The sequence below is a fragment of the Cupriavidus sp. GW823-FHT07A04 genome (genome assembly GCF_058794615.1).
This window is the reverse complement of record NZ_JBXAHA010000014.1, coordinates 158,101-176,228: the sequence shown is the minus strand read 5'-3', so window position 1 is coordinate 176,228 and position 18,128 is coordinate 158,101. Positions and strand designations below refer to the sequence as shown.

Below are 18,128 nucleotides of genomic sequence, written 5' to 3'. Positions count from 1 at the left end.
ACCTTGCCTCGCTAGTGATAGGTTCAGGAATGGACCCGATGATAATCGAAAATCACGGCTAGACAAAATGCAAACGGATGTCATTAATTGCGGTCTGCGCGATGGCTTTGAATTAAGGATCCGTTGTCCTAATGTTTTTAGGACTTGTCCTATAAAAACGCCGCTATTGTCCTATAAAACGCCGAAATTTTTCGGAATCAATATTGGGAAATTTCCGAATCTTTCATGTCTCGGTTCGTGAGCGTCGTAAATTACTGCGCCTCCATGCTGGACGTGATAGACGCGCGCTAAACGCGCGCGTACTGGCTACCTGAGGTTGTTTGACTCCCAGGGATCCACGGTGATCAGGCTTCCTGTCTGGTCAAGGAAGCCGCTTTGCGATGATCGCCGAAGGGGTTTACGCATCTAATGTTTTTGCCATATCCTAAAAAGGGGTTAATCAAGAACTCCATCGCAAGAACTCCATCGGGCAAGCGCAGTCGATCGCAGTCGATCATTCAAAAAAAGAGCAAGGCATCAAATGGACATTTCGCGTCAGGCGCTGTTCGGCCGACTCAATCCCACCCTATTCAAGGCGATCGAAAGCGCGACCGCCTTCTGCAAACTCCGCGGCAACCCGTACGTGGAGCTTGTGCATTGGCTGCACCAGTTGCTGCAGGCCCCCGATGGCGACCTGCAGCGGATCCTGCGCCATGCCGGCGCCGACCTGCCCGCCCTGGAAGCCGACCTGACGCGCGCGCTGGGCTTGCTGCCAGCCGGCGCCACGTCGATCAGCGACTTCTCGTTCCAGATCGAGTCCGCCATGGAGCGGGCGTGGGTCTACGCGACACTGGCCTTCGCCGATGACCACGTGCGCGGCGCCTACCTGCTGAGCGCACTGCTCAAGACGCCGGAATTGCGCCGTACGGTGCTGGGCATCTCGAATCAGTTCGCGAAGGTACGTGCCGATGACCTGGTCGAAGCCGTTCCCGCGTTGGTCGCGCAGTCGCCCGAAAGCCGGGAAGCGGCCTACGACGGCAGTGGCCTCGCACCGGCCACGCCTGGCGAGGCCAGCGGCGCCATGGCGCCCACGGGTTCCGGCAAATCTGCCCTTGGCCAGTACTGCCTCGACCTGACCGAGGAGGCCCGCGCCGGCCGGCTGGATCCGGTGATTGGCCGCGAGCACGAGATCCGCACCATGACGGACATCCTGCTGCGCCGCCGCCAGAACAATCCGCTCTTGACGGGAGAGGCTGGGGTTGGCAAGACCGCCGTCATCGAGGGACTCGCCCAGGCCATCGCTGCGGGCACGGTGCCGCCGAGCTTGAAGGATATCCGGCTCCTGAGTCTCGACGTCGGGGCGCTGCTGGCCGGCGCCAGCATGAAAGGTGAATTCGAGGCGCGGCTGAAAGGCGTGCTGGAGGAAGCCGCCAGGTCCCAGAAGCCGGTGATCCTGTTCGTGGATGAAGTCCACACGCTGGTCGGCGCCGGCGGCCAGGCCGGCACGGGCGACGCTGCCAATCTGCTCAAGCCGGCGCTGGCGCGAGGCGCGCTGCGCACGATTGGTGCTACCACCTGGAGCGAATACAAGCGCCACATCGAGAAGGATCCGGCGCTCACGCGCCGGTTCCAGGTCCTGCAGGTGATGGAGCCAGAAGAAGCCAAGGCTGTCGCCATGGTGCGGGGGCTGGTCGCCACCTTCGAGGCGCACCACCGGGTGTTCATCCGCGACGAAGCGGTGCGTGCCGCCGTCAAGCTCTCCCATCGTTATATCCCCTCCCGGCAGTTGCCGGACAAGGCCATCAGCCTGCTCGACACGGCTTGTGCCCGCGTGGCGCTGTCACTGCACGCCCCACCGGCAGAAGTCGAGCACCTGCGCCAGCAACTGGCCGCTGCCGACGCCGAATGTGCGCTGCTCGCCAAGGAAGCCGGCTTCGGCAAAGCAGATGCCGAGCGGATAGCCGGCGTACATGCCCGGCGCGCGCAGATCGATGCCGACCTGGCGCAGGCCGAAGCGCGCTGGGAGCGCGAACGAAGCCTGGCGAGCGACCTGGTCGCACGCCGGCAGGCGCTGGTCCAACCCCCGGCGATCGAGCCGGTGATCGAGCCGGCGAGCACGGCGCAGCCTCAGCAGTCTCTGGCTGAGCTCGAAGCCGACCTGCGTGCGGCGCAAGGGGAGGCGCCGCTTGTGTACACGGAAGTGGACGAAGCCGTGGTCGCGGCCATTGTCGCCGACTGGACGGGCATCCCGGTTGGGCGCATGGTCGCGGACGAGGTGGCCACGGTCATGCGGTTGCCGCAGACCCTTGGCACTCGCGTCATCGGCCAGGACCACGCGCTGGCCCAGCTCGGCGAGCGTGTCCAGACCGCCCGTGCGCAGTTGACCGATCCCGGCAAGCCGGTCGGCGTGTTCCTGCTGGTAGGCCCCTCCGGCGTCGGCAAGACCGAGACGGCCCTGGCGCTGGCCGATGTCCTCTATGGCGGCGAGCAGAACCTCATCACCATCAACCTCTCCGAATTCCAGGAGCCGCACACTGTGTCGACCCTCAAGGGCGCACCGCCAGGCTATGTCGGCTACGGCGAAGGGGGCGTGCTGACCGAAGCGGTGCGCCGCCGGCCCTACAGCGTGGTGCTGCTTGACGAGGTCGAGAAGGCGCATGCCGACGTCCACGAAGTCTTCTATCAGGTGTTCGACAAGGGCTACATGGAAGACGGCGAAGGGCGCCACATCGACTTCAAGAACACCATCCTGCTGCTCACCAGCAACGCTGGCTCGGATCTCCTGGCGAATCTCTGCGAAGACCCGGCGCTGATGCCGGAGCCCGCCGCGCTGCGTGACGCGCTGATGCCGGAGCTGCGCAAAGTCTTTCCGGCGGCGTTCCTCGGCCGCCTGGTGATCGTGCCCTACCTGCCGCTTGCCGCCGAACACCTCGGGCGCATCGTGCGCCTGCACCTGGGCCGCGTCGTGGCACGCATGCACGACCAGCACGGCATTGCGCTCACCTATGGCGACGCCGTGGTCGAGTTCATCGTGGCGCGCTGCCCGGTTGGCGAAACCGGAGCTCGCCGTTTGATCAGCTTTATCGAGCAGGTCGTCCAGCCGCAACTGGCTCGCCTGTGGCTGTCGGCGATATCGGAGAAGCGCCAGCTGGCCGCGATCGACATCCGGCTGGCGGGAGAGCCGCCAGATGCGCCCGCACTGACCTATCACACCGAGTACCGTGCCGGCCACGACGCTGTTGGGCCGGAATATCCCGAAGCCGAAGCGGCCTGACGCCGTGCGGCACGTCCTTGCAACCCCTCTTGTCACCCGTTGAGGAGACCTATGTCTGTTGTGAACAGTTCGCAGAAATTCATCGCGCGCAATCGCGCGCCACGTGTGCAGATCGAGTACGACGTTGAGGTCTATGGCTCGGAGAAGCGCATCGAGTTGCCCTTCGTGATGGGCGTCCTGGCCGATCTGTCGGGCAAGCCCGCCGAGCCGCTGCCGCCGGTCGCCGACCGCAAGTTCCTCGAGATCGATATCGACAACTTCGACGAGCGCATGAAGGCGATGAAGCCTCGTGTTGCGTTCGCTGTTCCCAATACGCTGGCCGGCGGCGGCCAACTGATGGTCGACATGACGTTCGAGAGCATCGAGGACTTCTCGCCAGCGGCGGTGGCCGGCAAGGTCGATGCGCTGCGGCAATTGCTGGAAGCCCGCACGCAACTCGCGAACCTGCAGACGTACATGGATGGCAAGTCGGGTGCCGAATCGCTGATCAATCAACTGCTGCAGGACCCCGCGCTGCTGCAGTCGCTCGCCAAGGCGCCCAAGCCCCAGGCTACCGATGGCGACGCCCAGGCGTCCCAGTCCTGACCGGAACGGCTTCTTGCCTACCTGAACAACCTTATCAAGCAAGGATTCCATGGCTTCCGCCCAACAAAAGCAACAGCAAGCCCTCGCGACCGTAGAGCAATCGGACTTCGCCGCACTGATCAGCCGCGAGTTCTCGCCCAAGACCGACCAGGCCCGCGAGGCCGTCGATCTCGCCGTCAAGACCCTGGCCGAGCAGGCGCTCGCCAGCGCGTTCACCATGAGCGACGATGCGTACAAGAGCATCGAGGCCATCATCGGCGCCATCGACACGAAGCTCTCCGAGCAGATCAACCTGATCCTGCACCACGAAGCCTTCCAGAAGCTGGAGTCGGCCTGGCGCGGCCTGCATCACCTGGTCTCGAACACCGAGACCGATGACAAGCTGCGCATCCGCGTGATGGATGTGTCCAAGGAGGACCTGCGTCGCACGCTGCGCCGGTACAAGGGCATCGGCTGGGACCAGAGCCCGTTCTTCAAGCGCATCTACGAAGAGGAATACGGCCAGCTCGGCGGCGAACCGTACGGCTGCCTGGTCGCCGACTACTACTTCGACCACACCCCGCCCGACGTGGAACTGCTGGGTTCGCTGGCCAAGATCTCGGCGGCCGCCCATGCGCCGTTCATTGCCGGCGCATCGCCGTCCGTGCTGCAGATGGATTCGTGGCAGGAGCTGGCCAATCCGCGCGACCTGTCCAAGATCTTCCAGAACCAGGAATACGCGCCGTGGAACAGCCTGCGCAACTCGGAAGACGCACGCTACGTGGGGCTGGCCATGCCGCGCTTCCTGTCGCGCTTGCCATACGGCATCAAGACCAACCCGGTTGATGAATTCGACTTCGAGGAAGACACCGACGGCGCCGACCACCGCAAGTATGTGTGGAGCAACGCCGCCTACGCAATGGCGGTGAACATCAACCGCTCGTTCAAGCTGTACGGCTGGTGCACGCTGATCCGCGGCGTGGAGAGCGGTGGTGTGGTGGAGAACCTGCCGTGCCACACCTTCCCGACCGACGATGGCGGCCTCGACATGAAGTGCCCCACCGAAATCGCCATCTCCGATCGCCGTGAAGCCGAGTTGTCGAAGAACGGCTTTATCTCGCTGGTCCACCGCAAGAACACTGACTATGCGGCCTTCATCGGCGCGCAGTCGATGCAGAAGCCGGCCGAGTATTACGACGCCGACGCGACGGCCAACGCCAACCTGTCGGCACGGCTGCCGTACCTGTTTGCCTGCTCGCGCTTCGCCCACTACCTGAAGTGCATCGTGCGCGACAAGATCGGGGCCTTCAAGGAGCGCGAGGACATGCAGCGCTGGCTCAACGAATGGATCATGAACTACGTTGACGCCGACCCGGCCAACTCCTCGCAGGAGACCAAGGCCCGCCGTCCGCTCGCGGCCGCCGAAGTGGTCGTGGAGGAAATGGAAGGCAACCCCGGCTACTACAGCGCCAAGTTCTTCCTGCGCCCGCACTTCCAGCTCGAAGGCCTGACGGTGTCGCTGCGACTGGTGGCGCGCCTGCCATCGGTCAAGGACGCTGCCTGAGCGTCGTCCGAAGCCTGAAATGTACCGGTAGTCCCACATCAGGCACCCCCGCCCCTGATCCCTTGGGGGCGGGGGCCTTGTTGTGGCTCTTGTCTGCAGTACCTGTCTTAACGTGAAGGAGTTTTGCAATGGCACAGGACATTTTCCTGAAGATCAACGGCATCGACGGCGAGTCGCAGGACACCTCGCACAAGAACGAAATCGAAGTGCTGGCCTGGGACTGGAGCATCGAGCAGCAGTCCACCATGCACGCGGGCAGCGGCGGCGGCGCCGGCAAGGCGACCGTGTCAGACCTGTCCTTCGACCACTTCATCGATCGCGCTTCGCCCAACCTGATGAAGTACTGCCTGACCGGCAAGCACATCAACGAAGCGGCGCTGGTCGTGCGCAAGGCCGGCGGCAATCCGCTCGAATACCTGAAGCTCACCATGACCGACGTGGTCGTCACCAAGGTGAGCCCGAAGGGTTCGGTGGATGACGAGTTGCGCATGCGCGAGAAGGTCTCCCTGTCGTTCTCCAAGATCAAGCAGGAGTACGTGGTGCAGAACGCCCAGGGCGGCAGCGGCGGCGCCGTGACCGCGGGCTACGACATCAAGGGCAACAAGGAAGCCTGATTGTCTTGACCGTGCCCGCCGGCCACGCTTGACGTAGCCGGCGGGATCGCTGACCTGATCTGACCATCAACGGACATGGCTCTCTCACTGCGCTTCGATGACCTCTGGCATGCCTATCCGAAGCCCGAGCACGGCGACGAGGCCGCCCTGCGCCGGTCCCGGCTGGCTTTGTTCCGCCAGATTGGCTGGGAAAGCCGCGTTGACGATCCGGCCTGTGAGAACGCCTGCGCGATCCGAATGAGCCTTGCGTTAATGGCGTGCGGCGTCCATGTGGACGGCAACGATCCGATTCTGCTCGGCCGGTACAAGGGCATGAAGATCGAGACCAGCCGGGCACGCCTGGCCGAGCGGCTGAGCGGTCCGGCTTACCTGGGCGCCCCTCGTCGGCTCGATGTCACGAACCTGCGGGGTCTGATGACATGGACCGAGCAGGGGATCATCGCCTTTGACGAGATGCCCGGCTACGACGGCGGGCACATTGACTTGCTGCGAAATGCCTGGCTGGCCTCGGCGTTCGAATCGCATGACCTGCATCGTGTGCTGGCAGCTTCGACGCGGCGCATGGGGTGGCGCATGGCGTGGCGCGACAACAAGCTCGGCTACGAGGACATGGGCTACGCCGACATGGCCGATGCGGATGGCAGCTACGAGTTCCGCTCAACGCTTTACTTCTGGCCACTGGCCTGAGAGATGACCTCATGAGCATGCGAAATGACGTGGAGAACCTCATGGGAAGACGGCGCCGGACAGTCAGCGTCTCCAGTGCAGCCATCCCCGATCTGCTCGGGCAGCCGCAGCTGGAATTTGTGCGGCTCTCCGGCCATGAAGGTTTGAGCGAACTGTTTACCTACAAGGTCGATCTGCGAGCGGTCTCGCCAGCGGCCGAGCAGTTCCTCGCCGAGGCGGACCCCGATGAAATGATCGGGCGCGAGATGACGGTGACGATCGAGCTCGATGGCATGGGCACGGGCCTGCTGGGCGGCATTGGTGCCGGGCATCGGGAGATCACGGGTGTCATCTCGGAGATCGAACAGGTTGGCGGCGCTGCGGAGAATCGCCTGTACCGGTTCACGCTGCGACCCTGGTTGTGGCTCGCCACACAGACTTCGGATTTCAAGCCCTTCCAGAAGAAGACAGTCATCGAGATCCTGGATGAGGTCCTGGCGGACTATCCGTTCTCGGTGGAGAAGCGTCTTGACGTATCGATCTACCCCAAGCTGGTCTGGGAAGTGCAAAGCGGGGAAACCGATGCCCATTTCATCCAGCGCCTGACCGAAGAATATGGCATCACGTACTTCTTTGAGCATGACGGTGGGCACCATCGGCTGATCCTGGCCTCCGAAACGGGAGCGTATCGCAGTTTCCCCAGTGAGGCCTATCACACGCTGCCCATCTATCCGCATGGATTCAAGGTGGATCAGGAACATCTGGTGCGCCTCGATCCGGTCAACCGCTTGCGCACGGGCAAGGTCACGCTGAATGACTATGACTTCCGCAAGCCGCGGGCGGACCTGACCACCGACAACAGCCAGCCACGCGAAACCGGCTTCGCCGACTTTGAGCGCTACGAGTACCCGGGCGACTATGTCGAGCCGGCGGTAGGCGACATGCGGGCGAGGATTCGCATGGAAGAGCGCCGTGCCCGGGGCCGGCGCGTGCGCGGTGTCGGTGCCTTGCGCGGCGTGGCGCCGGGCTGCACCTACATGGTCAGCAATCACGGCAATCCCGCGTTGAACCGGGAGTACCTCGTGACCAGCACGACGTTCGACCTGGAGGACGTCGGCGGCGAGTCCGGCAGCCGGCAGCGGTTTGCCTGCCGCGTGGCTTTTGAAGGCCATCCCACCGACGAAGTCTTCCGGCCGCCGCGTACGGTCGGCAAGCCGCGCGTCGCCGGCCTGCAGCGCGCGGTCGTGACCGGGCCGAAGAACCAGGAAATCTGGTGCGATGAGCACGGGAGCGTGAACATCCAGTTTGAATGGGACCGCTATGGGAAGCACGACGAGAACTCTTCACCGTGGATTCGTGTCGTCAACGGCTGGTCCGGCGAGCAGTTTGGCGCCATGCATATTCCGCGTATCGGCCAGGAGGTCATTGTTGCCTTCCTCAACGGCGATCCGGATTGCCCGCTGATCGTCGGGCGGGCACCGAACCAGCTCAATATGCCGCCGTGGGCGCTGCCGGGGCAGCATGCGCTGTCAGGGATTCGAAGCAAGGAGTTGTTTGGTGAGCGTCACAACCATCTATTGATGGACGATACGCAGGACCAGATACAGAGTCAGCTTTCATCGGATCATCAGCTATCCCAGCTCAACCTGGGTTATCTGACGAACGTACCCGATCACGCCGGTCGCAAGGACCGCCGGGGAGAAGGCGCAGAGCTGCGGACCGATGGTCATATGGCGCTCCGGTCAGGGGCGGGGACATTGGTCTCCAGTGAACTGCGTACGCACGGACAAGGTGCAGCGCTGGACCTGTCCGAGGCAATGGATCGCCTGCGCGGAGCGCTTTCGCTCGCGGAGCAGTTGCAGCAAGCCTCTGTTCAGGCTCAGGCGCAGCACGATGAGCAAGATGGTGTTGCCAAGGCGATGGCGCGCCAGAACGATGCGATCAAAGGAGACGAGAGCCCGTCCGGTATGCTGGCAGAGCCTCACATTGTTGTCGCCAGCGCGGCGGGTATCGTTGCTACAGCCACTACCGATACCCACTTGCACAGTAGCAGGCACGCGACGATCACAACGGGAGAGCATCTGTCTCTGAATACTGGCAAAGGATTCTTCGCGAGTGTTCGCGGCATGTTCTCCTTGTGCGCGCATCTGCTAGGCATCCGCCTGTTCGCTGCAAAGGGGCCGATCACCTTGCAAGCACAGAACGATGTCATGCAGTTCTTTGCGAAGCTTGGCATCGACATCATCAGCACCGACGACAACATCCGCATTCTGGCCAAGAAGGAACTGCTGATTGGCGGCGGTAGCAGTCATACACGCTACAACGACGGCGGGATCACGCACCTCACGCGCGGAACAAACACCGCCCATGCCGCGGGACATAGCTTCACTGGCCCTTCGACAGAGACCGTGGCGTGGCCAAAGCTGGCCAAGAGCTCAGTCTGTGAGTTCGGGATGCGCGACGCCGCAAGTAGCGGACAGGCCGTTGTGCCCGTGAGCTGAGGCAAATCATGATTCTCGAATACCTGAATGGGCATGACTGTCTGTTGCTCGACCCGCTGAACCTGGATAGCGACAGCGACTTGCATGGCCTGCCTCACAGTTCACTGGTGCTGGAACCGATGGGCGAGCAGAGGCACCTGTTTCCATGGCTGGTAGATCTGCGAGGCCTGAACGATGAGCAACGCAAGGCGCTGGCGGACCGCCATAGCTATGAGGCGTCGTCGGGTGCGGCACCCGCGATATCTGGCCTGATCTCAACCAGCGCGACATTCGGCGAGACCCAGGGCCATCTTAGCCGCAGGCTTCTCCTTCATGTCGAAGGAGAACCGAAGGCGCTGTTCCGCTACTACGACCCGAGAGTGTTTCGGCATCTGTTGCGCATTCTCGGGCCTCGCAAGCAGCGGTCGCTCTACGGACCGATCACGAAATGGACCTACTGCCCACTCGGCAAGGGATGGGTGACCGAAGCCGCTCCGCAGATCGACGACGAACGCAGTGAGACCCTCTCAAGGGAAGAAGCCTTGGCGTTGGGCCGCATCGTTCTTGTGAATGCCGTTCACGACGAGCTGGAGCGTGCCGGCGGCTTCACGGCGTCCATGGACGCCATGCGCAGGATCGATGTCCTGCTGCAGCGTGGGCTGGACCGGCACAAGCTTGATGGCGTCGACCTGATCGCGTACGCGCGGCACAGCATGACAATCCACCCCGATCTGGATGCCTATCCCGAGGTGGACGACCTGATCAAACGAAGTGCTGACGAACGTGGACTGTTTGCCGCGATGGCGAACCAATGGGGCTTTGAACAGCGCGCGCAGATCGCAAGCCATCTCGGCTCGCGCAAACCGGCATCGGAGAGGGGATATCAATGAAGGGCTGTAAGTTCTGCGACAAGAGTGGACTGGCGATCTATCCTGTGCGCTACGGCATTGCGCCGGAGAAGAGCACGGTGCCGGAGCCGAGCGGGCCGTTTGCGCAATGGATCACCGCGGTGCCGGTGGCGCCCGCGAAGTACGTGCTGCGCCGCCTGCGAGCCAGCTACCTGTACTGTTGGAATGAAGCGGACAAGGCGCAGCCATTGAAGGGCTATATGGTGCTTCCGGAGGGGTATCTGTATGAATTCGACCCCAGGAAGCCCGCGCCATCCGCCGAGGAGGCGAAGTTCAATTGCGGGCAGGCGGGGCACGCCGCTATTGCCATGTGTGTCACGGTTCCACGCCCGGAGCAAGCGACCAAAGTCTGGCTGGGGGTCTCGGACACCGAGTGGACGGCGGCAACCATCGAGCGGCACCGCGATGCCGCATACCGGGACAGGCACATGCGTGTGCTTGACGTGCAGAAATGGTTGGCCACGCAGAATCACCAGCACGCCGAGCGGATCGCGCAACTGGACAAGCAGGTCGCCGACTTCTATCTGACCAACCGTACCAAGCCAGCATCCTTTGACTTTGCGCCGTGGCCCTGGCACCCGGTCAATGATCAGTATGCAGCGTTGTGCGAAAGGACGGCCGCGCTTGAAGGCGTGAAGCCGGCACAGAGCAAAGCCCTGTTCCTTGCCCTGCCAGACCCGGCTGGCATCGCCCAGGAGCTCTCCTTCCTGATGCAGTACGAACTGCAGCGCTTCAACAGCCGACCCGACTGGGCGCGTGAGGTGACGGTCAATGCCGCCATTCTGGGCATGAAGGATGCGGTCGAGCATAGCGCGGAGCTTGCTGAGCTGACCGCCGCGGAGAATCTGAAGGCACAAGCCTACGGCAACGAAAGCAGCGCGATGGCGCTGGAACGTGCCATTGACTACGTCGGCGGGACCAAGCTTGCCCAACGCCATGTCGAGCGGATCGAAAAGGGATACGAGGTCACCGCCGAAGACCTGAGGAAGGTAAAGGACCAGGCGTGGGGCCCCTACATTGACAAATACAACGAGCCGGCGCGCGCCAGTTTTGATAAGCGCTACAAGGAAGCGCTGGGGAAATTCGACCAGCGCATGATCCTGCCGCTGGCCGAGGCACATGCAGCCTGGTTAAAAAACAGCCGAACCACGCACTACTTCACCTGCAACTTTGATACCGCAGATCTGGCCAGCGGCTTCGTCTACGAAAGCGTCCTGACCCGGATGATCATGGGTACAGAGGATAAGCGACCGTGCAGCCTGCTCTATCAGAAATGGCTGGATGGCGACATCTCCGACCCGAAGAATCATCTGCTGCGGGCCCTGGGCATCAATAACGACTCCCTCATCAGCAAGCTGAAGGAGGGTGCTGCCGGCAGCCTGGATCTGGCAGCGCTGCCTTGGGACAGCCTGATGGATAGCTATAAGCGTCTGGTGGAGGGGGCGGAGAAGCTGTTTGGCCAGACGGTGGAACAAAAGTCAAGCGCCGACAATCTGGCGCGCCTGGTCATGTACATCGCCGGCTCCGGCGCTGCGTTTCTGGGTCGCGGATTGGACAAGGCGGCAGGCAAGTCATGGATGACCCTGGTTGCAACGCTTGGCGTGCGCATCGGCAAGCCGATCGTGGTGGTCGATGTGGTGGGCACCAAGAAGAAGTTCCGCGAACAGATGCTGCGGAGCATGCTGCGCCTGCAAACCGATGCCGGAGGCAAGCCAGCCTATTCCGATAACCAGATCAAGAAGGCTGTGGCAGACGAGATGCGCCTGCTGCAGATCAAGGGCGAAGTACAGGAGGGAACCTTCAAGGGCCGGTTCCTGGTGGTGGTGGAGGGGGCGCATCTTGAGCGCATGCCGGCAGGTCTCAAACCGGCGGAGCAGGCAAGGTGGGCGGCAAAGTCCATACGCACGCTGGAGCAGTACGAGAGCAGCCTGGCCGCGCGCTTCCGGTCGACCATTACCAGCAGCATACGCCTGGGTGCGGTCATGGCACTGATCCAAGTCGCGGTCCTGTCGAAGGCCATCGATGGCGAAGAGAAGGCGTCTGGATGGGAAAAGTCGGAGAAGGGCTGGCGGATGCGCGCGGCGGGTGCAGCGCTTGCAGCGACGATCGTCGACGTTACGGAGAAGGTTCTGGAAAAGACGCCTTGGGGAAGGACGCCGCTTGGGCGGTTGCTGCTTATGCGGCCACTGGCGAACATCACTTGGCTCGGCTTGGCTGGGCGTGTTTTTGGCGGGGTCGCGGCGGCGATCGTGGCCGTCTGGGACACCGTCAACGCGATCGAGCAGATTCGCCAGGAAAATTACGGCTTGGCCGCGCTCTATGGCTTATCCGCAGGAATCGGGGTCTTCCTTACCATCGCTGCAATGGGGGCATGGTCTGGGCCATTTGTCATCTTGGCGCTGATTGCGTTCTTCGCGCTGCAGGTGATTATCGGGCTGGTGGTCGACAACAAGCTGCAAGAGTGGCTAAAGCGCTGCGTTTGGGGGAAATTCCAAAGCAAAAGACCTGAGCACGCCTTCCAGACTGGCCGTGAGGAAATGCAGGAACTGCAGCAAGCATTAGGATAAAAAAATATGACAATGGACTATACCGGGAACACGCCAAAGTACAAGGTGAACCGGACTCTGACCGAGCAGGAGCGCGAGGACCGGCTATTTCAGAAACGAAAGACGATGGTGAGCAAGAGCGAGGACGTACAGGATTGGGATGCGCTGATCAGAATGAACTCGACCTTTATCGAGGTGGTGGACAAATTCTATGCCTGGAAGGGGATCGCTTTTGCTTTCGCTTTTGTAATGGGTTGCGGATGGAGCGCAGTGATCATATGGATGACGTGGTACGGATTGTCCGTGAATTTGAGCAAAAGCCCGGATAAGGTTGGAGAGCTAATATCATTCCTTGTTTTTATGTGGATTCTATCAATTGTACTTCTTACATTCCTGGGCTGGTTTGGTCACTTTGAGGCCTTTTCCTTTACGCACTGGCCCGTGCGCTTGAATAGGCGCAACCGCATGGTTTACGTTTTCCGCCGAAAAAGTGCCGGGGGAATGCTGGCACTCAAATGGGAAGAAATCTATTTCTGCATGGGGCCTGGTCAGCCTTATGCAGGGCGGCCTCCGCTAGTCTGGGATATTCGCGGCCACGTGCTGGCGCCGGACAAGAAGACGGTGCTCGACACCTTCTCGATGGGGCTTCACTGCACCAAGGACCTGCTGCCCTCTCACTGGGAATACTTGCGCCGCTATATGGAAGAGGGCCCGCAGAGTATTCCAATGCCGCGCCGGTATCTGCCGATTGCGGAGAAGCGCGAGTCTTTCCTGTTTGCTACCAAGGTGGCCTTCAGCAACTTCAGCTATGGCTATGCGTTCCTGCTGTTTGGCACGCCGTTCGCACTGATTACCTTGTTCGGGCGTTTGCTTTGCATGCCGACGAACAAGGTGCCGGTTTGGCCGGAGGAAGTGGAGGAGGCGTGCCGGATCGAGCCTGGCGACCCGTATGAGCAGCGCGTTTCAGGGGATTGAAAAATCAGAAGTGGGTCAATCTCGAGCTGAGGCAGAAAGGGCCGGCAGATGTTCACGAGTTGAACGGTACTTGTGCGTGGGACCGATTCCAGCAACGCCCCACTGGTCTGGGGGAATTGCAGCAGGCATTGAGGTAGGAAACGTATGTCAATGGACTATACCGGGCAGACGCCTAAGTACAAGATCGACCGGCCACTAGCGGAGCAGGAGCGCAAAGACCGGCTATCTCAGAAGCAGCCAGCAAGGGTGAGAAAGAGCGAAGACATACAAGATTGGGATGCGCTAATCAGGTTGAACTCGACATTTATAGAGGTGGTCGATAAGTTCTACACCTGGAAGGGAATAGTGTTTGCTTTTGCATTCGTATTTCTTGTTGGTGCGATGCTATTGGCCATAGCAATAAGTCGACTCACATTATTTGAGCAACTCGCCGAATTTCCTGATGAAAGTGAAAAAATAATTTTCGGAGCAGTAGCGACATGGATAGTAGCTATTCCCTTTATGTTATTTACCGCTTGGGCGGCTCACTTCGAAGCCTTTACCTTTACGCACTGGCCCGTGCGCTTGAACAGGCGCAACCGCATGGTTTACGTTTTCCGCCGCAAAAGCGCCGGAGGAATGCTGGCACTCAAATGGGATGACATCTACTTCTGTATGGGGCCTGGCCAGCCTAATGCTGGGCGGCCTCCGCTAGTCTGGGATATTCGCGGCCATGTGCTGGCGCCGGACAAGAAGACGGTGCTCGACACCTTCTCGGTGGGGATTCACTGCACCAAGGACCTGCTGCCTGCTCACTGGGAATACTTGCGCCGCTATATGGAAGAGGGCCCGCAGCGTATTCCGATGCCGCGCCGCTACCTGCCGATTGCGGAGAAGCGCGAGTCGTTCCTGTTTGCAGCCAAGGTGGCCTTCAGCAACTTCAACTACGGCTATGCGTTCCTGCTGTTTGGCACGCCGTTCGCGCTGATTACCTTGTTCGGGCGTTTGCTTTGCATGCCGACGAACAAGGTGCCGGTTTGGCCGGGAGAGGTGGAGGAGGCGTGCCGGATCGAGCCCGGCGACCCGTACGAGCAGCGCGTTTCAGGGGATTGAAAAATCAGAAGTGGGGCGATTTCGAGCCGAGGCAGGAAATGCCGGCAGATACCGCGACCGGCTCAGGTCATTTTGGAGTGAGAACATGAATTTGCCAATTATCACAGTGGGTGACACTACCACGCACGGCGGACGCGTCATGACGGGTTCCGCATTCCATCTCTTGCAAGGCCGGCCTATCGCCCGGCAGGGGGACTTGGTCGATTGCCCGGAGCACTACTCGGACGGGCGTCCACACGGGATCAACGCCATCACCGAAGGGGACCCGGCCTTTCTCGTGGAAGGGCGGCCAGTTGCGCTGCACGGACATCGCTGCGAATGCGGTTGCGAGCTGATCGGCTCGCAGCCTGCCGCCGTCGGAGGCTGAGCATGCGTCAGTTGTACCGCTATTGGCCGATGGCGATTGCCTTGCTTGCCGGTTGCGCGGCCAGTCCCGTGCAGAATGAACAGATGAAGCTGGTGCTCCGTGCGGAAGCCAAGCCAACTGTCAATCCGGATGCGAGGGGGCGAGCGAGTCCTGTTCTGGTGCGCATGTACGAGCTGAAGTCCGATGGGACATTCGCAAACGCAGACTACTTCACGCTGCAAAGCTCAGACAAGACGCTGCTTCTTGAAGATCTCCTCTCTCGTGACGAGTTCATCCTTCGGCCGGACGAAACCCGGGATTTCGAAAGAAAGCTGAATCCGGCAACCACGGCACTGGGCTTTCTTGTTGGTTACAACGATCTTGGGAAGGCTACCTGGCGAACGGTCTACAAGCTGCCGCCAGCACCGGAAGCCGCGTGGTACAGGGCGGTAGTTCCGGCACGCAAGATCAAGCTGCAGGTCTTGCTTGATCAGTTGACCATCAACGTTACAAAAATTGAGTGATTCAATGAGTTGGTATAACAAAGTCGTCTGGAGCGAAGGCCTCTTTTTACGTCCACAGCTGTTCCAGCAACAAGAACGCTATCTTGAGCAATACGCCCATAAGCGCAGCGCGGCGCTTGGCCCGTTCTTCTGGGGTTTTAACCAAGTTGACATTGATACCGAAGCGCTCGCGGTAGGGAAGCTCGTTGTCTCCGCTGCCGCCGGCATCTTTCCGGACGGTACGCCATTCGATGCGCCGGGGCAGGTTTCATCGCCAGCGCCGTTGGCGCTTCGGCATGAACATGTTGGCCAGATGGTCTGTCTGGCCGTGCCGATCCGCACGCCGAACGCACAGGAGACCGACTTTGACGATGCCGCAGATTCGTTGGCGCGATTCCGGACGTTTGAGGAAGATCTGCTCGACGCCAACTCGATCTCGCAGGGTCCGAAGCTGATCCAGCTGGCCGACCTGCGCCTGCGCTTGCTCACGGAAAAGGAGTTGACCAGCGCGTGGCTCGGCATGCCGCTGGCACGAGTCAGCGAGGTTCGCGCCGATGGTAGCGCAAGGCTTGACGGGACATTGATTCCGCCGGTCAGCACCTTTGCTGCCAGCCCACTGCTGTTCAGCTGGCTTACCGAAATTCACGGCCTGCTGCGCATGCGTGCTACTGCCATGGCCGAGCGCCTTTGCGCCGTGAGTATGCGGGGTGGGGATGCAGCGGAAGTCAGCGAGTATCTGATTCTGCAGCTGCTGAATCGTTATGAGCCAATTCTGGCGCATCTGCTGGCCGCCAAAGCTGCTTCACCGGAAGTTCTCTATGTCCATTTGGCAGTGCTGTCTGGTGAGTTATCGACATTCGTGCGCACGCACAGCCGTCGACCTGTGGAGCATGCCGCTTACCGACACGATGCCCCACATGTTTGCCTGAAGCCGTTGTTCGACGACCTGCGCTTGCTGCTCAATGTGGTTCTTGAGCGTGCCGCACAGCGGATTGAGCTTGAACTTCAGCCGCACGGCATCCGGCTGGCTGTGCTGGACCCTGCGCAGATCCAGCGCTTCACGACGTTCGTGCTGGCTGTCGCGGCGCAAATGCCTGTGGATACGCTGCAGCAGCAATTTCCGGCTCAGGCAAAGGCGGGCCCGTCCGAGCGCCTGATCGACTTGATCCGGTCTCATTTGCCGGGGATTCCACTCCAGGCGCTTCCGGTACCGCCGCGGCAGATTCCGTTCAATGCGGGCTATGTCTACTTCGAGCTCGCCCGAGAGAATCCTCTCTGGAAGCAAGTTGAGAAATTTGGTGGGCTGGCGTTACATGTTGCCGGCGATTTTCCCGATCTGCAGGTTGACCTTTGGGGGGTGCGTAGCTGATGACGGAAAGGGATATGAACAATCCGGACGCATCGACGGGGTCAGGAACCAAGCCTTATCAGGACGCTTCCGGCGCCGGCATCGCAGACGCCAGGTTTGCCCCTGAGACGGTAGCTGAACTCGCGGGCGCAAGATCCCCCTTGCTAGAAGCTGCACGCCCACTTCTGCGAGCACTTGCCGACGTCCCGGAGGGGTTGGACGAGGAGGATGTGCCACGGCTCCAGGCCCTGTTGACACGTGAAGTGAAACGCTTTCACGGTTTGTGCGAAAGGGCCAATGTGCGCCGCGAGCATATCCTGGCAGCGAGCTATGCCTTGTGCACAGCGCTGGACGAGGCTGCACACAATCAGGCATGGGGCATACACAGTTGGCCGCAGCAAGGGTTGCTTGTCAGCTTGCACGGGGACACCGAAGGAGGCACCAAATGCTTTCATCTGCTCGGTCGGTTGGTGAGCAGTCCCCACGAGCATATGCCGGTCATCGAGGTGTTCTATCACGTTCTATCGCTGGGATTCGAAGGGCGCTATGCCGGGCAGACGGATGGTCACCGGCAGTTGGACGAGATCCGCCAGCGCCTCTTCCACCTGATCAGTGGCGCACGCGAGAGCGTGCCGCGCGAGCTTTCGCCCAACTGGCGTGGCGCGGACGCAGGACGACTCAGCCGGCTACGCACGGTGCCGGTATGGGTCACGGTGGTGGTGCTGGCCCTTGCGCTCTTTGGCTTGTTCGCCTGGTTCAAATACCAGTTGTTGCTCCGCACGCACGATCTCGAGCAGCAGATCCTTGCCATTGGGAAGATCACACCGCCGGAGCCGCCCAAGGCGCTGCGCCTGGCTGAGTTACTCAAGGACGAGATTGCCCGCGGGGTCGTCAGCGTGCAGGAGGACGCGACGCGTAGTGCCGTGACCTTCCGCGGCGACGACATGTTCGGCGGCGGGCGGGCCGAGGTAAGCGGCAAGATCTTGCCGCTGCTGGACAAGGTCGCAGGGGAGATCAGCAAGGTCTCCGGCAAGGTGACCGTTATCGGCCACAGCGACAACGCTCCCATCAAGACGGCCAGGTTCCCCTCGAATCAGGCGTTGTCCGAGGAGCGTGCCGCGACCGTGACGGAGTACCTGGCCAGCAAGGGCGTGGCCAAGGGGCGCCTCGAAGCGATTGGCAAGGGCGATACCGAGCCACTTATCGACAACAAGACGCCGGCAGCCCGAGCGAAGAATCGCCGGGTTGAGATCGTCGTTACGCAGTGAC

At 61.2% G+C, this 18,128-nt stretch carries 14 protein-coding genes; all 14 read left to right on the top strand.

The window, feature by feature from the left end; all coding sequences use genetic code 11:
- Nucleotides 1-520: 520 nt before the first annotated feature.
- The 14 genes from tssH (at nucleotide 521) to tssL (ending at nucleotide 18,127) form a co-directional block, all read left to right on the top strand.
- Complete coding sequence (tssH, locus tag AC1Q7Q_RS24525) at nucleotides 521-3,253, top strand: type VI secretion system ATPase TssH (RefSeq protein ID WP_492373354.1); 2,733 nt, start codon at nucleotides 521-523, stop codon at nucleotides 3,251-3,253.
- Nucleotides 3,254-3,304: 51 nt separating this feature from the next.
- Nucleotides 3,305-3,838, top strand: coding sequence for a type VI secretion system contractile sheath small subunit (gene tssB, locus AC1Q7Q_RS24520; protein ID WP_492373355.1), 534 nt, complete (start codon nucleotides 3,305-3,307; stop codon nucleotides 3,836-3,838).
- 49 nt (nucleotides 3,839-3,887) lie between these two features.
- On the top strand, nucleotides 3,888-5,381 hold the full coding sequence (gene tssC, locus AC1Q7Q_RS24515; RefSeq protein ID WP_492373356.1) for a type VI secretion system contractile sheath large subunit: 1,494 nt from the start codon (nucleotides 3,888-3,890) through the stop codon (nucleotides 5,379-5,381).
- A gap of 128 nt (nucleotides 5,382-5,509) precedes the next feature.
- On the top strand, nucleotides 5,510-5,995 hold the full coding sequence (locus tag AC1Q7Q_RS24510) for an Hcp family type VI secretion system effector (protein WP_492373357.1): 486 nt from the start codon (nucleotides 5,510-5,512) through the stop codon (nucleotides 5,993-5,995).
- Nucleotides 5,996-6,070: 75 nt separating this feature from the next.
- Nucleotides 6,071-6,682 (top strand): T6SS effector amidase Tae4 family protein, encoded by a 612-nt coding sequence (locus tag AC1Q7Q_RS24505; protein WP_492373358.1) that lies wholly within the window; start codon nucleotides 6,071-6,073, stop codon nucleotides 6,680-6,682.
- Nucleotides 6,683-6,693: 11 nt separating this feature from the next.
- Nucleotides 6,694-9,162, top strand: coding sequence for a type VI secretion system Vgr family protein (locus AC1Q7Q_RS24500; RefSeq protein WP_492373359.1), 2,469 nt, complete (start codon nucleotides 6,694-6,696; stop codon nucleotides 9,160-9,162).
- 8 nt (nucleotides 9,163-9,170) lie between these two features.
- Nucleotides 9,171-10,031, top strand: a complete 861-nt coding sequence (locus tag AC1Q7Q_RS24495; protein ID WP_492373360.1) for a DUF4123 domain-containing protein — start codon at nucleotides 9,171-9,173, stop codon at nucleotides 10,029-10,031.
- Entirely contained in the window at nucleotides 10,028-12,616 is a 2,589-nt protein-coding gene (locus AC1Q7Q_RS24490) for a T6SS effector BTH_I2691 family protein (protein ID WP_492373361.1), read from the top strand. The genes AC1Q7Q_RS24495 and AC1Q7Q_RS24490 overlap by 4 nt, the downstream gene beginning before the upstream one ends.
- A 6-nt stretch (nucleotides 12,617-12,622) precedes the next feature.
- Entirely contained in the window at nucleotides 12,623-13,570 is a 948-nt protein-coding gene (locus AC1Q7Q_RS24485; protein ID WP_492373362.1) for a DUF6708 domain-containing protein, read from the top strand.
- Nucleotides 13,571-13,720: 150 nt separating this feature from the next.
- On the top strand, nucleotides 13,721-14,662 hold the full coding sequence (locus tag AC1Q7Q_RS24480; RefSeq protein WP_492373363.1) for a DUF6708 domain-containing protein: 942 nt from the start codon (nucleotides 13,721-13,723) through the stop codon (nucleotides 14,660-14,662).
- Nucleotides 14,663-14,747: 85 nt separating this feature from the next.
- Nucleotides 14,748-15,029: a PAAR domain-containing protein gene (locus AC1Q7Q_RS24475; protein ID WP_492373364.1), complete on the top strand. Its 282-nt coding sequence runs from the start codon at nucleotides 14,748-14,750 to the stop codon at nucleotides 15,027-15,029.
- A gap of 2 nt (nucleotides 15,030-15,031) precedes the next feature.
- Nucleotides 15,032-15,532 (top strand): type VI secretion system lipoprotein TssJ, encoded by a 501-nt coding sequence (tssJ, locus tag AC1Q7Q_RS24470; protein ID WP_174427080.1) that lies wholly within the window; start codon nucleotides 15,032-15,034, stop codon nucleotides 15,530-15,532.
- Between the two features lie 4 nt (nucleotides 15,533-15,536).
- A complete protein-coding gene (gene tssK, locus AC1Q7Q_RS24465; RefSeq protein ID WP_492373365.1) occupies nucleotides 15,537-16,880 on the top strand; it encodes a type VI secretion system baseplate subunit TssK in 1,344 nt (447 codons plus the stop codon).
- 14 nt (nucleotides 16,881-16,894) lie between these two features.
- A complete protein-coding gene (tssL, locus tag AC1Q7Q_RS24460; RefSeq protein ID WP_492373366.1) occupies nucleotides 16,895-18,127 on the top strand; it encodes a type VI secretion system protein TssL, long form in 1,233 nt (410 codons plus the stop codon).
- Nucleotide 18,128: the final 1 nt, after the last annotated feature.

Excerpts from the sequence above, each read along its gene's own strand:
- AC1Q7Q_RS24495 (WP_492373360.1), top strand. The coding sequence starts at position 9,171 with ATGATTCTCGAATACCTGAATGGGCATGACTGTCTGTTGCTCGACCCG.
- tssC (WP_492373356.1), top strand. The coding sequence starts at position 3,888 with ATGGCTTCCGCCCAACAAAAGCAACAGCAAGCCCTCGCGACCGTAGAG.
- tssL (WP_492373366.1), top strand. The coding sequence starts at position 16,895 with ATGAACAATCCGGACGCATCGACGGGGTCAGGAACCAAGCCTTATCAG.
- AC1Q7Q_RS24505 (WP_492373358.1), top strand. The coding sequence starts at position 6,071 with ATGGCTCTCTCACTGCGCTTCGATGACCTCTGGCATGCCTATCCGAAG.
- AC1Q7Q_RS24475 (WP_492373364.1), top strand. The coding sequence starts at position 14,748 with ATGAATTTGCCAATTATCACAGTGGGTGACACTACCACGCACGGCGGA.
- AC1Q7Q_RS24490 (WP_492373361.1), top strand. The coding sequence starts at position 10,028 with ATGAAGGGCTGTAAGTTCTGCGACAAGAGTGGACTGGCGATCTATCCT.
- tssK (WP_492373365.1), top strand. The coding sequence starts at position 15,537 with ATGAGTTGGTATAACAAAGTCGTCTGGAGCGAAGGCCTCTTTTTACGT.
- tssH (WP_492373354.1), top strand. The coding sequence starts at position 521 with ATGGACATTTCGCGTCAGGCGCTGTTCGGCCGACTCAATCCCACCCTA.
- tssB (WP_492373355.1), top strand. The coding sequence starts at position 3,305 with ATGTCTGTTGTGAACAGTTCGCAGAAATTCATCGCGCGCAATCGCGCG.
- AC1Q7Q_RS24510 (WP_492373357.1), top strand. The coding sequence starts at position 5,510 with ATGGCACAGGACATTTTCCTGAAGATCAACGGCATCGACGGCGAGTCG.
- tssJ (WP_174427080.1), top strand. The coding sequence starts at position 15,032 with ATGCGTCAGTTGTACCGCTATTGGCCGATGGCGATTGCCTTGCTTGCC.
- AC1Q7Q_RS24480 (WP_492373363.1), top strand. The coding sequence starts at position 13,721 with ATGGACTATACCGGGCAGACGCCTAAGTACAAGATCGACCGGCCACTA.
- AC1Q7Q_RS24485 (WP_492373362.1), top strand. The coding sequence starts at position 12,623 with ATGACAATGGACTATACCGGGAACACGCCAAAGTACAAGGTGAACCGG.
- AC1Q7Q_RS24500 (WP_492373359.1), top strand. The coding sequence starts at position 6,694 with ATGAGCATGCGAAATGACGTGGAGAACCTCATGGGAAGACGGCGCCGG.